Consider the following 13,720-nt stretch of genomic DNA (forward strand, 5'->3'; position numbering starts at 1 on the left):
AAGCTGCCAATCGTAGCGATTCGCCAGCACCATAAACAGTGCTGCCAATACACGATTAAATTTGTTTTCACAATGGGCTGTTGCCCGATTCAGCCAGTGCCAGAACTGTGGCGCATGGTTTTTCAGGGTTTCCCCTGAAATGGGGGAATTGAATTCAACGTCATTAGCAAGTAGCAGCCAGTCACTTTTACGATGCGACCGAAACTGGCAGGTTTTCAGGTCAAACACACCATTATTGAATCCGATTAAATGGCGTTTTGGCAGTTGCATCATGGGAAGTTGTAATTTCAGGGCATCCACGGCAGAACTAATACCATGCGGTGAGTATGGTAGCTTTTCTTCCATAAAGGCAGCCACCATTTCCCGTTTTAAATCACGATCACTGACCGGACGCCAGACGATACCATCATAGTGATGAACGCTTTCCGAAGCGCCATCCAGAGCCAAATTGCTGTCATAACGTGCCAGTAACACTTCCCCGCGCTGACTGGCTCCCATCTGGCATAATGTCAGTTTTGAAGGCTCGGCATCATTGGGCTGAGGAGTTGCTTTTTTCTTAGTTGATATCGGTTGATAAAGTCCCTGAGAAAAGGCATGTTTTGCTATTTCCACACCGTATTGCTGGCGATAATCGTCCCAATCAGCTTTATGCTCTGTAGGTGGCAATGTGATCCAACCATTAACCACAAGGGCAGCTTGTTCCGCTGAGATCTTTCCAACATTCTTTTTGGGCTTACCGTTCTTATCCAGTTCGTCGGGACTGTGCCAGTCATTATCGGCGGCGAAAATAATTTTTGTATCCAACCAGCGCTCCCGAACTGCTTGAGCGACAGATAGCAAATTACCTGCATCCAGCGCCACTAGAACAGTACCTTTATAGAGCTGATTAACTGTGAACGCCGTGGCATAACCTTCGGTAATGATTACTGTGTCGGAGTGCTCTTCCAGCTCTGATACAGCAATAAATGCACCTTTCTTCTGGCTACCAGAGAGTAATTTTTTCTCGCCATTAGGCTTAATGATCTGTGCGCCTGTTACTTTTTTATCCAATGTTGTCAGTGTCAACACTATCGAATTATCGGACAGCAGCCGCTGACCAGGGCAATGCAGCCCTTTTGCGGTCAGATAGGAAGATTGCCCGGCGACAGTTTGCGCCATCAGTGCCGTCACTCTTTCAGCAATCGACTGTGTTGTTTGAATGCTTTCCCTATTTGGCTTGGGTTCTGGCAAAGGTAATGCCAGCGTATCCGCAATAACTTTTGCTGCTTCAAGAATCGAGATCCCTTTGGTTTTTGCCACTAAATCCAGCCCATCACCATAGTTTGGGGCGTCACAGTGGCGACAATGCCAGTTGCCATGATGATGGTCGTCAATAAAGTGAAAACGGTCAGTACCACCGCAGATGGGGCAAGCGCCATGTTTCCCCTTTGCAGGAATGTCGATGCCGCATGCAGGCAGCAGATTTTCCCAATGGTACATGGCGGATCTTTTCACGGTCTGAATCAGATCGAGCGATTTTTGTCCATCTGTTTTATCTGAAGATGTAAATTTAGGGTGAGTTTGGTTATGCTGTGTATCAGCCATTATCGTTATCTCTCAACGGTTATTGGTCAGACGCCCTGTATGTGTTGCGAGCACTACGGGGCGTTGTTTTATTTGGTTACTAAAATTAAAATGGTCATTACCATGTAATTTACAATATCCTTGGGTAATTACCATGTCAACACAAAAAGAAAAACGATCTCCACAATACCAAATGAGATTAACGGAAGAATTCAGGCAACAACTTGAAAAACAAGCAAAAACCGATGGTGATGCTTCCCTTGCTACATGGATCAAGCGCATACTCCGTAAAGAACTCCAATCGCGTGGTATTGAACCCAAAGGTTGAACCAACCGACAGTTAGTCAGGAGGATAGCTCCCATACCGCTATCCTTTTTTCGTTTAAATAACAATTGCAAGATTTGTCTATCTCTCAATGAATGGATTACCCGCATCGTGAACTGATGCACCAAAATTCAGTCAGCACGCTATCAGGAACGGGATTCAGCAATACGCTGATCAACCCAACCATCAATTTCTGATTCAATAAATGCAACCGAACGAGGGCCAATTTTGACTTGCTTCGGAAATTTATCTTCTTTAATGAGCCTGTAGATCCATGCCTTGCTGTAGCCCGTTCTGCGCTGAACTTCTGGCAGGCGAATGAGACTTTCTTTAGATGTTGTCATTGTTGGCATGTATACCCCCTGTAATCGAGCCCTTGAAATGCCCTAGTGGACGTTATTTGACGACAGAGGAATTATTTAAAAATTCAGATTAATTGAAAGCGTAAACTCTTTAACCAATTCGTAAAATTAATTGCTGTCTATTGACTGTATAAAAAGCAACCTTGTGTGCCACAGGCACAGCAGCCTAAAAAAACACCATGTATATAGCTGTGATAGTAAATTTAACCAAATGAAAAATAAGGAAAATGTATGATGGGTCAGGGTATGGGATTTTTAGTTGATTACACGCTGTATTAAAAATAGTCTTTGTTGTCCTGGGCAACAAAGTTTAAAAAAACGCCTTTTGCATAAAGGTTAATCAAAAGAAAGATAAGATAATTCATTGACAAGATCAAAATATGGAATTCTTACCTGTTTATGCAGTGCATAAACAGGCTTTGCTGGCACTGCCAGCAAAGGTTAAAAAAACATCATATGATGATTGCCATAACAAAGGATAGGATGCGGAGTTTTTAGCTGGCTATATATTGTGTGAAAAGTAGACTTTGTTGGCAGTGCCAACAAAGTCTAAAAAATCATCATGAACTTAATACGTTCTGAGCATTAATCCATGTTACTTCCGGCGTTTCTTAGCAAAATCATACGGAGTGGTATGTTTTTCCCGGTTTGCATCCAGATAATCGGCCCACCACTGAACCATCAGTCGCCGTTCATCCAGATGCTTAGAGGTGTGAATATAGGCGGCTCTGACATTTTTTCTTTCCACATGACTTAACTGGCGTTCGATGGCATCATCGTTCCATAATCCTGATTCACCCATTGCGCCCCGCGCCATTGTTCTGAACCCATGACCACAAACATCGGTTTTGGTATCGTAGCCCATGCCCCGCAAGGCATTATTAACGGTGCTCTCACTCATAACCTTTGTGGGATCGTGATCGTTAGGGAACATGACTTCACAATCACCACTCAGCTCATGTAGTGATTTGAACAGAGTAACAGCCTGACAACTTAACGGCACAATATGCTCGGTTTTCATTTTCATGCCCCGTTCAGAGAATTTAACACCTTCAATGGCTTTTCTTGTGGCGGGAATTTTTCAGACCGCATTTTCAAAGTCGAGTTCTTCCCAACGGGCAAATCGCAGTTCACTGGAACGAACAAAAGTTAATAATGTCAGTTCAACTGCAATGCGGGTGATTAAACGCCCATGATAGCGAGAAAGCCGGCTCAAAAATTCAGGTAAACGTTCGTGAGGCAGGGCGGGATGATATTTAGATTTAACAGTGGAAAGTGCGCCAGCCATATCATTAGCCGGGTTGGAATCAAGGATATCATTCTGAACGGCATAACGCATAATGGAAGTGACACGCTGTTGCAGTCGCTGGGCAATGTCATGTTTTCCATCAGCATCAACGGTTTTGATCGGCGCTAACAGTTGGCTTGTCCGTAAAGTGGAAATATCTAGCCTGCCAATATGCGGGAAAATATAATGTTCAAAGCTGCGTAGAATGCGGTTGCTATGATCTTCGCTCCAGCGTTTGTTGCTGGCGTGCCAGTCGCGGGCGACTTTTTCAAAGGTATGTTTGCCCTTTGCTCCAGCATTTGCTTCTTTTTTCTCAGCCTTGGGATCAATGCCCTGAGCAATCAGCTTCTTGGCTTCGTCTCGCTTATCTCGCGCATCGGCTAGAGAGACGGTAGGGTAGACACCAAAAGCCAGTCGGTCTTCTTTTTTATCCGTGGGGCGATAGTACTTCATGCGCCAGTACTTGGAGCCGCGAGCAGTAACTTCCAGATATAGGCCGCCGCCATCAGCGAGTTTGTAAGTTTTTTCTTTGGGTTTTGCTGTTTCGATTTGTCGTGCGTTTAGTTTCATTATAAGGGGCACATTTAAAATAGAAGTGTAGGTGCCCCTGATTATGCCCCGTCGTGCATGTTGATTGCAATAGACTAGAGTAGACCTAAAAAGAAAAGACCTGATTGATTTATCAGGTCTTTCTAGGAGTTAGTTTACTAGAGTAGACGTTAGTAAACTTATGTTTGGTGCCCAGGGCGGGACTTGAACCCGCACAACCTAAAGGTCGAGGGATTTTAAATCCCTTGTGTCTACCGATTTCACCACCTGGGCTGAATTTGGAGGCGCGTCCCGGAGTCGAACCGAGGTTGACGGATTTGCAATCCGCTGCATGGCCACTCTGCCAACGCGCCTTTTTGGAGCGGGAAACGAGACTCGAACTCGCGACCCCGACCTTGGCAAGGTCGTGCTCTACCAACTGAGCTATTCCCGCTTTTCTTCGAACTGCTTGATTTACTTAAACTGTTTCGTAAACCTCATGTGCCGTTCGATGCGTTGCATTCTACTTATTTCACGAAATGAGTCAACACAATTATTTATAAAACTCGTTCGTTAGATGGTTTTTGCGCCACTTCGATCAACCTTCACGCAAATCATCCCATGCAGCGCTCAAATATTGAAACATTGACCAGAAAGTCAGGACCGCAGCAGCATATAATAAGATGAATCCCCCCACTTCAAACTCAGTACAAGGACGCCATAATAAGGCAACCAATGCCGCCATTTGTGCTGTAGTTTTTATTTTCCCCATCCAAGAAACAGCCACATTGCTGCGTTTTCCTAATTCTGCCATCCACTCACGCAGGGAAGATATGATGATCTCACGTGCAATCATCGTTGCAGCAGGTAATGTAATCCACCATGTGTGGTAATGTTCTGCAATCAGTACTAACGCAGTAGCAACCATAACTTTATCCGCCACTGGATCAAGAAATGCACCAAAACGCGTTGTCTGTTTCCACAAACGAGCAAGAAAACCATCAAACCAATCTGTTGCAGCGGCGATTATAAAGATAATGGCACACAACTCAGGTGCCCATTGAAATGGCAGGTAAAATGCCAGGACAAAGAATGGAATTAAGGCAATACGGAACAGTGTAAGCCATGTTGGAATATTTAATTGCATAATGCTTCGTAACTATCTGGCCATGTGAAGTTTGTTAATATGTTGCATCAATACTCTTAGTGTTTCAACGCATTATAGATTTTTTCTGCCAACGCATATGAAATAGAAGGCACTTTTGCGATCTCTTCTACACTTGCGTCGCGTAAAGGCTGCAATCCACCCATATATTTTAATAACATTTGTCTGCGTTTTGGCCCAATACCGTCTATCGACTCCAATGTACTGGTCTTTTTCACTTTTTCTCGACGCTGACGATGTCCTGTAATGGCATGGTTGTGAGATTCGTCACGAATATGTTGAATAACATGTAACGCAGGTGAATCAGGAGGAAGTGCCATCCCCTCTCCTTCCACTTCAAAAAACAAAGTTTCTAATCCAGCCTTACGATCACTGCCCTTCGCAACTCCAACCAGCTTAGGATGTTTTTTATTCCATTCAACCTCCAGAGAATCGAAAACTTCAATCGCTTGTGCAAGCTGCCCTTTTCCACCATCAATAAAGATAATATCCGGGATTTTTGTCTGATCAATAGCTTTACTATATCGACGACGCAAGACTTGGTTCATCGCGGCATAATCATCTCCCGGAGTGATACCTGTGATGTTATAGCGTCGGTATTCTGCACGAACCGGACCATTACCATCAAAAACAACGCAAGATGCAACGGTTTGTTCACCCATCGTATGACTAATATCAAAACACTCCATACGTTGGATTTTTTCCAATCCTACAAACGTGGTCAGTGATTCTAATCGCTGATGAATTGTCGATTGTTGGGAAAGTTTAGTAATCAAGGCTGTTGCAGCATTGGTACGCGCCAATTTTAGGTAACGCGCCCTAGCACCTCTTGGCCGAGCTTGGATATAGATTTTTCTGCCCGATAATTCAGAAAGTGATGCTTCCAACAGTTCTTTTTCTGGTAATGCAAAATCCAATAAAATTTCTGTCGGTAACGTCCTATTCTGGCTTCCTTGAAGATAGAATTGACCAAGGAAAGTTTGTACTACTTCATCTAACTTCGTATCAACCGGAATTTTGGGATAGTAACTTCGGCTACCCAATATTTTTCCCTGACGGATAAACAAGACATGCACGCAAGCCATTCCTGCCTCAAAAGCGACACTGATAACATCAAGATCATCACCTTCTCCGAAAACAAATTGTCGTTCAGTGACTTGCCGTACTGCTTGGATCTGATTGCGATAACGGGCAGCCTCTTCAAATTTTAGCTGTTGACTCGCTTTTTCCATTTTTCCAACCAGCTCACTCAATACTTGCTGGTCTTTTCCCGCCAAAAATAAACGGACGTATTCAACTTGCTGCTGATATTCCTTATCCGTTACAAATCCTTTAACGCAAGGGGCAAGACAGCGCCCAATCTGATATTGCAAACAAGGCCTTGAACGATTGCGATACACACTGTCTTCACATTGTCGAATAGGAAATAGTTTTTGCAATAAAACCAAAGTATCACGTACTGCATGAGAGTTAGGAAATGGGCCGAAGTACTCGCCCTTCGCATGCTTAGCTCCACGGTATAAGGTTAGGCGGGGATGAATATCACCACTCAAGAAAATATAAGGATAGGATTTATCATCTCTCAATAACACATTGTAACGAGGCTGGTACAGCTTGATATAGTTGTGTTCGAGCAGGAGTGCTTCTGTCTCTGTGTGGGTAACAGTGACGTCTATCTGAACGATATTTTTTACCAATGATTCTGTTTTGCGACTGCTAACTTGTACCCGAAAATAGCTAGATAGCCGTTTTTTTAGATCTTTGGCCTTACCAACATAGATCACTGCGCCAGTAGCATCATACATACGGTAAACACCCGGCTGGCTGGTGACTGTTTTTAAAAATACCTTTGAATTAAATAGATCCGCCACAACTTATCATCCATCAAATATTATTACTCACTGCAAGTGACCATATTCTGTGCATCAAGCAATCCACAACGTATCGCCATATGGGTTAATTCTACATCACCTTTGATATTTAGCTTACCAAACATTCTATAACGGTAGCTATTCACTGTTTTTGGACTCAGGTTAAGTAACGTGGAAATTTCATTAACTTTGCGCCCTTGAGTTATCATTGTCATGATCTGTAATTCCCGCTCTGAAAGTTCATCTAGCGGGTTTTCTTTTTGGGGAGATAACAGATTAAGTGCCATCTGCTGGGCAATATCCGGGGAAATGTAACGCTGTCCTGCATAAACAACCCGAATTGCATTGATCATATCCTGAGGAGTTGCAGCTTTGCTCAAATATCCCTTGATCCCTGCCTGCATCACTTTCGTAGGCAAAGAACTTTCAGTGTGGATAGTTAGCATAATCACCCGTGTCTCAGGTGAATAACGGATGATTTTCTTAGCTGCTTCCAGCCCTCCTATGCCGGGCATTCCCATATCCATAATGACAACATCCGGGCTGTTTGATCTACACCATCTGACCGCATCTTCTCCACTACTGGCTTCTCCTACAACTTTAATACCCCTTACATCATCAAGGATACCTTTCACGCCAATGCGAACCAGTTCATGGTCATCAACTAATAAAACATTAATCAAACAACATCTCCACTAACGTAATACCCACTCAAATAATGATAAATTAATAATTCCAAAACCAAGCGGACACGCTGAATTTATCTTTATGATTTTAATAAAATAAATTGAAAGAAGACAACTTCTTCTCTCGAGTGATATCAAAATCTTTTAAATGAGGTAACAGATTATACTAACATTAACGCAAAACAGAAAGAAAATTGTTACATATCAATAAAGTAAACACTCTTCATGACTTTTTATTATTAAATAGACAACCAAAAAATTCTGTTTGATATTTTTTAAAACAACATAGTTCTATGTTATTAATAACAAAATATTTTATATCCAGAACAATATGAGGGTGATATTTCCCTCATGTTGCAGAAATTATTTAAATAAGTTAAGAATATCTTCTTTAGTCAACATAGGAGTCTTTTCAACAAAGTTATAATATGTGGGTTTACTGTCCACATAAATTTGACGAGATAATTTACTTGAATGATTATTTTCAAACAAAGCAACCGGAACATAATAAGCACTTGGATGATGCAAATGGTAGAAAAGATGTGTGCCGCATTTTTTACAGAAAGATTATTATATTTAATTTAATCCAATTAAAACATACAATTAAATAAAATATACAACTTGATAAAATCACAAATGTACACCGGCATGTACAAACAGAAAAAGCACTCAATACAGCATGTAGCAATTGATTTTACACTCGTTAAATAGGGAAAAGCTACTATCACTATAGGGCAGAAATCTGCCCTTAAGATGGGATATCACACCTTGCGGCAACCATTGGGATTTCCTCTATGGTTGATTTATCCGAGGCCGTCACTTTGGCTCATAGAGGATATCGATATTCCTTTGCACCGGGTTATCACGCATCCAACACACGAAAGCACAAGGTATGCGAAAAATTTCTCACACCTCCACCCGCGTGTATAAAACAAAGTAAGGACCTCGACTACAGGTTGGTACGTTAAACGTACTGAGCTGTTTTAACCTACCCATGAGAAGGAGCCTCCGAAACGGGTGACTCCTTAAACTAAAGGAATTCCTTTAGTTAATCTCACACCCCCGTTTGAAACGGAAGCGTGCTGAGTTAAAGGTGAGAAATCCCACCTTTAGCTAACTTGTTGATTTTGCTTATTTCCTGCACAGGGATGGAAATTAAGGGGTTGAGAGGGGTAATCTAGCCTTTCTCATAACAACCGTTATCAGCTATAGGGGAATAGATTTTATTAATGTCCTGTCCATTATTCCATGTCATTCTAATCCAAGAAGTCCTATCCAGTATTAATGAATCCATTTTATTGAATATCACAGGCGGAGAAGTATCTCCCTCAGAAAGTTATAAAAATATATTGGAGGTAATACTATGTATAATTGGTCTGGAACTGTTTCTGGAAAACTTCAACAAGGTCAACCCACTGGACTTGTACTCCAAAAAGGGGATGTGATCTCTGTTATTGCTTCAGGGTGGGTGAAATTTGTCAATGACAACCGTCCGAACCCTTGGTCTGCCCCTCAAGGAGTTCCACCTAATCCCCCAGGGGGTGCTTTAGCTGCAAAAATTGGTGATAAGACCTATGAAATTGGCAATGGTGTACTTCACAGAACAGTTCCCACAGATGGGGAATTAACCCTCTTATTTTTAGATACCCACTATGGGGATAATTCCGGTGACTTTTATGTCAATGTTAAAATAGAGTCGCGTTATTCCCCTCTCGAAGAAACAAAATAAATAATCTCAATAATTAACCCGCAGGAGGTTGTGGGTTAATTATTCTTTTACTCCACCTGTTCAGTCTGGTCAATATCAGTTGCAACCTCTACAACCCCCTGCCTCACATTCCACACCGAATCTTCCGGCATCTGGACGCGGACAGAAATAGACCGACCGACAGGGATATCAATCAAATCACCATCCGAATAACCCTGACATACATTTTTAGCGAATTCTGGGGCGTTTGGGTGTTCCCGATGGTAGGTCATTAATTTGATGGCACCATCAGGCAGTACTTTGTAATCCACCCAAATCAACGGTAATTTATTTTTGCACAGCGGAATTTCGATACCGCCATCAACCCCTCCCCACGCCGCATCGGCATTGAATCCCAGCACGTTTTTGATGAGATAAACGCCCTCGGATAGACGCTCTACAGTGGCACCCTCGGATTCGTCATTGGTTTCAAATTTACCGTCAGAGTGAATTTGGATGATGGGGGAGGCTGTTTTATAATATCCGCTACCATCAACCGTCCACATATTAGAGGTCATAACGGTATAATCCACCCATTTACCTCCGGCGGCCATTTTCCTAATAGCCATAACAGGGATGCCATAGTTTGACAACAGGATCATCTGTTGGTTAGATGTGCTATAACTCAATTTGATAACCGACCCAAATTGAGTGTAATCCGCCGGTAGACCACTGGTCGTATGAGTATACGAATAAAAACCCGTTTTATACCCCGAACCCTCCATATCGCCTATATGAGATTGACCTACCATATTGTCAGTGCCAACGCCATAATCCCCCACCCTCATTGCATTCCCCAGTCCGATATTCCTCACAAACTCCGCTTTATTTGGAATATCTGCCCCGTTCTTCGACCGCATGAGTACAGACTGGTACAGTACATCAATATTCCGTGTCAGGACATTAATCGATTTCAGTGACACTGTCCGGCCATTCGGCAGGGTCACGTCAACCCGGCCACTCTGCGTCATCCATTCATCCATGTTCTGGAGGAAATTGAGGATATAGCTGTAAATCGCCACCATATGCCGGACACCGTCTGAGGCGGAATCAGGAACCGTGGTCTGAATCTGGTATTTCACGTTATTCAGGGTGGTCTTGGCGGCATCAGCCAGTACCAGTTCAGTATCGGAGTTCACCGCCTGAATCATGTGCAGTAAATTGCCACTGGCGGACTGGATTAAGATAAGCTGTCCGGGGGCAACGCCGTTGATGTTGGCGTTAAACTGGGTGCCCAAGCCACGGACAATCGCCGAGCCGGACACGGTGGAAATTGTGCCTTGTGAATGGTACATGCGTGTATTCCTGTTAGATATTAATCGTAAAGCGCGCAGTCAATATACGGGCTGGTGAGATTTTCTACCCTGACCTCAACAATCAGGGATGTCGCACCTGATACGGCAGCCGGAATGAATTGTGTGGATTGTCCGTTGAAAAACGCAGAAACAGAGGTGTCTCTGTATTGCAGTCTGGATGGGTCATCAGGCATATCGACTGTAGAACTAATCCAGCCTGTCGTTTGCATCAGAATGGCTTTCTTCCCCCGCAATGTCATTTGCTGGCTGGTATTGTATTCTCCTTCAATCGCCAGCGGATTTGTATCACTGGTAATGACACATTTCTCATTCTCATCCCAGACAGCAATCCCCCAGTCAGGGACAGGCTGTGGATAAACCAGTGTAAAAACATAAATGTCACACAACATCGGGGCGCGCGATTCCGGCGCTGATAACGCAATATTCCAGCGTCCGTTATTGACGCTGAGTTCACCATAAGGTGCATACAAGGCATTGCTGGTATGCGCGCACATGAACGCCATGCAGGGTTGGGTTGTGTTAATGTACGTGTCTATTCTGTTGTGGGATCTGCCAACTGTGACCGATATTTTCCGCACAAAAGAAAGCGGGGTTGTTTTGGGTGTCCACCACGGCACCCCTTCACTTTTCTGCTTTTTGGTTGAACTCATTGTGAATGCGGATCTTTTGAGGGGCTTTCCCACCTATGCTCATATCGAGCTGACCTTCTTTGTCATACCATGCTGAGTATTCATCAGCCGTTATAGATGTACTGCCATCTTCTTTGATAAGTATCATCATCATCGTTTTTGCCTCATTCAGCATATTCAACTGGTCTGATTTATATAACCCCGTACTTTTTTAATCGGGACTATATAAAGTTCTGCATAAGTCACTTGTCACCGCCCTAAATATGGGCGATATCCGATAATCGGGCTTGGGTTCTCTGACTACATGGCTATCACCACTCGGTGAATCATGATGGCAATGTAGGCCGTCTCTCCGGCTGTCACATCACTTCGTCTGCCTACAGCGGATGTTGCTGATAATGATCCGTTCTACACGGTGGCATGGGTTATTTTTGATTCTGTCTGTACGCTCGATGCTAAGGGAACAAGTCATAGCTAATACAGGCAGACGGCGATAACCCGACGCAAAGGTGTATCGGTATCGATATACCTGAAGGGGTACGCTCAAAAGAGTGAGCTAGATACAAGGGGTTAAGTTGTTTTGTCCAGCACATAAAATAACCATAGAGGTATCTCTACAGTTGAAATAAAAATGCCACCAGCCCGTGTGCGTTGGGTACGCGGTGGCAGCATGGGTTATCCGTATTCCTTTAACCACTCAGGGGAATGGGTAAAGGAATATTTGCTTTAGTTTCATAGGGTAATTAATTGTTAAGTATTATTCGCTTATTGTTAGATAAATATAGGATTAAATATTTCGCACATGTGTTTTTGAGGAGGTCGTTATGCCAATAAATCCACAAGATCCATTTAGAACCAGTACCCCCCTTGTAAGAAGCGACAGACGAGTTTTCCGCGCTCAAACGGTCACTACGCATTCACAAGCCCATACTCTCAGTGCTAATATCCTTGATGTATATTTAGATTATCTTATTGGATGTAGATTCTTAAGTGCAGATAAAATTGGAAGATTAACTATTAAAGCCAAATTCGCTGACTTAGCTTATGGGTCTATTAATTTGTCGAATATAAACAGATATCTATACCTGCTTGGATTTACTCAAGAGCCAACATTCGAAGGAGTTAAGTATGTACAGACCCGTTATCCGAATGTTCATAGCTTACCCGATTATGAAAAAAATGTTTTACCTGCAATAAAACAGGCGTGGCTCGCTAACTCACCGTATTAATTTCATGTAATTACATGAAATCCATAGACTATGAGTTACCTGAAGTTAAAGCATCGCATCCAGCCACCCCAGTATCATTTGCTCTGAGGTGGCAATGTGTTCTCTAATTTCAATAGTCCATCAGGGATTTGACGCAAACTATCGAATGATACAGGCTCTTCCCATAGATCAATCAGCTCCTTGAATGTCGGTATAAAGCCAATCACAAATGAACCGTAGAGCAGCATTGGAATGGCAATTAATACAATGAACCATTTGTACACATAAATATTCAAGGTAGTGGTGTCTCCGACAGCTACCTTTGAATATTGATAAAACTTGAGTTGCCGATATTTGAATATCTGGTTATGCATTTTCCGATTGGTTTTGTACTCACCTTTGGATACTCCATTCATCGTTATTTGCCCCCCTTGCACTCGGTATTAACGTAATCCCTCAGTCCAAGGAACTGGGCTTCGAGGGTTTCAAGTTCTCCGAGGAGACGTACATAATCTTGTTCAGCGTCTTTCTCCAGTCTGGCGGGTCTTGAACTATCCACGCCGGAGGGGGCAGAGGTTTCACGCACGGGGCATTCGGCTTTGACGAACACGCGCTGAGTGTTAGTACGCAAATCGTCACTGAGCTGATCAATCTTAGATTTAGCATGGGCGAGTTCCTGAATGTATCGGGTATCCAGTTCTGCGAGGTGCTGGATTTGCGCTTGTTGTTGGGCGGTGATGGCGACCTGTTCGTCATACTCTAACTTTAAGTTATGGTATTCTTCGGCCTTGTCCTGATACTCACTGTAATAGAACCAGAACAAGCCAGAAACAATCACCAGAGTACCGAGAGTGAAGTACTGGCTGTTGAGTTTCATAGCATTTCAAATGCCCGTGTGAAAACATCATCAGAATAAGGTTGCTTGCCGTTCTCGTGCTGGATAATCGACTTAGCCAGCGCAATCAGCGTGGGTTTATCAATATCGAGAACGTGATGCGGGTCGACGTTCAGTGCCCCGGCAACCCCCTTGAT

General features: G+C 43.2%; 13 protein-coding genes, 3 tRNA genes and 1 pseudogene. 3 read left to right on the forward strand and 14 right to left on the reverse strand.

Annotated elements, in window-relative coordinates:
- Positions 1-1,584: primase-helicase zinc-binding domain-containing protein (locus tag PSI14_RS18855; protein ID WP_273577535.1), on the reverse strand; the 1,584-nt coding region annotated here is incomplete at its 3' end.
- A gap of 133 nt (positions 1,585-1,717) precedes the next feature.
- Here PSI14_RS18855 and PSI14_RS18860 point away from each other — a divergent pair.
- Positions 1,718-1,891 (forward strand): hypothetical protein, encoded by a 174-nt coding sequence (locus PSI14_RS18860; RefSeq protein WP_197056425.1) that lies wholly within the window; start codon positions 1,718-1,720, stop codon positions 1,889-1,891.
- 143 nt (positions 1,892-2,034) lie between these two features.
- Here the strand turns inward: PSI14_RS18860 and PSI14_RS18865 are convergent, their stop codons facing one another.
- From PSI14_RS18865 to uvrY, 8 genes and pseudogenes are all read right to left on the reverse strand, one after another.
- Positions 2,035-2,241 carry a helix-turn-helix transcriptional regulator gene (locus PSI14_RS18865; protein ID WP_047685675.1) on the reverse strand — a complete coding sequence of 69 codons (207 nt, stop codon included), beginning with the start codon at positions 2,239-2,241 and terminating at the stop codon, positions 2,035-2,037.
- 604 nt (positions 2,242-2,845) lie between these two features.
- A pseudogene (locus PSI14_RS18870) lies at positions 2,846-4,108 on the reverse strand (tyrosine-type recombinase/integrase).
- 165 nt (positions 4,109-4,273) lie between these two features.
- Positions 4,274-4,360: transfer RNA gene (locus PSI14_RS18875), tRNA-Leu, on the reverse strand.
- 6 nt (positions 4,361-4,366) lie between these two features.
- Positions 4,367-4,440, reverse strand: a tRNA-Cys gene (locus PSI14_RS18880).
- A 4-nt stretch (positions 4,441-4,444) separates the two neighbouring features.
- Positions 4,445-4,520 (reverse strand) — tRNA-Gly (locus PSI14_RS18885).
- 144 nt (positions 4,521-4,664) lie between these two features.
- Entirely contained in the window at positions 4,665-5,213 is a 549-nt protein-coding gene (gene pgsA / locus PSI14_RS18890; RefSeq protein ID WP_273554209.1) for a CDP-diacylglycerol--glycerol-3-phosphate 3-phosphatidyltransferase, read from the reverse strand.
- Positions 5,214-5,269: 56 nt separating this feature from the next.
- Positions 5,270-7,102 carry an excinuclease ABC subunit UvrC gene (gene uvrC, locus PSI14_RS18895; RefSeq protein WP_273577536.1) on the reverse strand — a complete coding sequence of 611 codons (1,833 nt, stop codon included), beginning with the start codon at positions 7,100-7,102 and terminating at the stop codon, positions 5,270-5,272.
- Between the two features lie 23 nt (positions 7,103-7,125).
- Positions 7,126-7,785 carry a UvrY/SirA/GacA family response regulator transcription factor gene (gene uvrY / locus PSI14_RS18900; RefSeq protein WP_273577537.1) on the reverse strand — a complete coding sequence of 220 codons (660 nt, stop codon included), beginning with the start codon at positions 7,783-7,785 and terminating at the stop codon, positions 7,126-7,128.
- Between the two features lie 1,366 nt (positions 7,786-9,151).
- Here uvrY and PSI14_RS18910 point away from each other — a divergent pair.
- Positions 9,152-9,517, forward strand: a complete 366-nt coding sequence (locus PSI14_RS18910; RefSeq protein WP_273577538.1) for a LecA/PA-IL family lectin — start codon at positions 9,152-9,154, stop codon at positions 9,515-9,517.
- Between the two features lie 47 nt (positions 9,518-9,564).
- On the opposite strand, the gene PSI14_RS18915 is transcribed toward PSI14_RS18910, so the two are convergent.
- From PSI14_RS18915 to PSI14_RS18925, 3 genes are read right to left on the reverse strand one after another with little or no spacing between them, the layout of a single operon-like run.
- The gene (locus PSI14_RS18915) at positions 9,565-10,830 is read right to left on the reverse strand and encodes a phage tail fiber protein (protein ID WP_273577539.1); all 1,266 of its coding nucleotides are present in this window, start codon (positions 10,828-10,830) and stop codon (positions 9,565-9,567) included.
- A gap of 20 nt (positions 10,831-10,850) precedes the next feature.
- Positions 10,851-11,501, reverse strand: a complete 651-nt coding sequence (locus tag PSI14_RS18920; RefSeq protein WP_273577540.1) for a hypothetical protein — start codon at positions 11,499-11,501, stop codon at positions 10,851-10,853.
- Positions 11,473-11,634: a hypothetical protein gene (locus PSI14_RS18925; RefSeq protein ID WP_273577541.1), complete on the reverse strand. Its 162-nt coding sequence runs from the start codon at positions 11,632-11,634 to the stop codon at positions 11,473-11,475. Before PSI14_RS18925 ends, PSI14_RS18920 begins: the two co-directional genes overlap by 29 nt.
- 670 nt (positions 11,635-12,304) lie before the next feature.
- Between PSI14_RS18925 and PSI14_RS18930 the strand changes: the two genes are divergently transcribed.
- Positions 12,305-12,709 carry a hypothetical protein gene (locus PSI14_RS18930; RefSeq protein ID WP_273577542.1) on the forward strand — a complete coding sequence of 135 codons (405 nt, stop codon included), beginning with the start codon at positions 12,305-12,307 and terminating at the stop codon, positions 12,707-12,709.
- 74 nt (positions 12,710-12,783) lie between these two features.
- Here PSI14_RS18930 and PSI14_RS18935 read toward each other — a convergent pair whose 3' ends face one another.
- Together PSI14_RS18935 and PSI14_RS18940 are read right to left on the reverse strand one after the other, a co-directional pair.
- Complete coding sequence (locus tag PSI14_RS18935; RefSeq protein ID WP_273577543.1) at positions 12,784-13,104, reverse strand: hypothetical protein; 321 nt, start codon at positions 13,102-13,104, stop codon at positions 12,784-12,786.
- A gap of 2 nt (positions 13,105-13,106) precedes the next feature.
- On the reverse strand, positions 13,107-13,565 hold the full coding sequence (locus PSI14_RS18940) for a lysis protein (protein ID WP_273577544.1): 459 nt from the start codon (positions 13,563-13,565) through the stop codon (positions 13,107-13,109).
- Between the last annotated feature and the right edge of the window lie 155 nt (positions 13,566-13,720).

Source organism: Xenorhabdus anantnagensis (genome assembly GCF_028598555.1).
Taxonomy (GTDB): domain Bacteria; phylum Pseudomonadota; class Gammaproteobacteria; order Enterobacterales; family Enterobacteriaceae; genus Xenorhabdus; species Xenorhabdus anantnagensis.

Coding starts and splice junctions, on each gene's coding strand:
- PSI14_RS18940 (WP_273577544.1), bottom strand. CDS start 13,565: ATGAAACTCAACAGCCAGTACTTCACTCTCGGTACTCTGGTGATTGTT.
- PSI14_RS18920 (WP_273577540.1), bottom strand. CDS start 11,501: ATGAGTTCAACCAAAAAGCAGAAAAGTGAAGGGGTGCCGTGGTGGACA.
- PSI14_RS18925 (WP_273577541.1), bottom strand. CDS start 11,634: ATGATGATGATACTTATCAAAGAAGATGGCAGTACATCTATAACGGCT.
- PSI14_RS18930 (WP_273577542.1), top strand. CDS start 12,305: ATGCCAATAAATCCACAAGATCCATTTAGAACCAGTACCCCCCTTGTA.
- PSI14_RS18915 (WP_273577539.1), bottom strand. CDS start 10,830: ATGTACCATTCACAAGGCACAATTTCCACCGTGTCCGGCTCGGCGATT.
- PSI14_RS18865 (WP_047685675.1), bottom strand. CDS start 2,241: ATGCCAACAATGACAACATCTAAAGAAAGTCTCATTCGCCTGCCAGAA.
- pgsA (WP_273554209.1), bottom strand. CDS start 5,213: ATGCAATTAAATATTCCAACATGGCTTACACTGTTCCGTATTGCCTTA.
- PSI14_RS18910 (WP_273577538.1), top strand. CDS start 9,152: ATGTATAATTGGTCTGGAACTGTTTCTGGAAAACTTCAACAAGGTCAA.
- PSI14_RS18860 (WP_197056425.1), top strand. CDS start 1,718: ATGTCAACACAAAAAGAAAAACGATCTCCACAATACCAAATGAGATTA.
- PSI14_RS18935 (WP_273577543.1), bottom strand. CDS start 13,104: ATGAATGGAGTATCCAAAGGTGAGTACAAAACCAATCGGAAAATGCAT.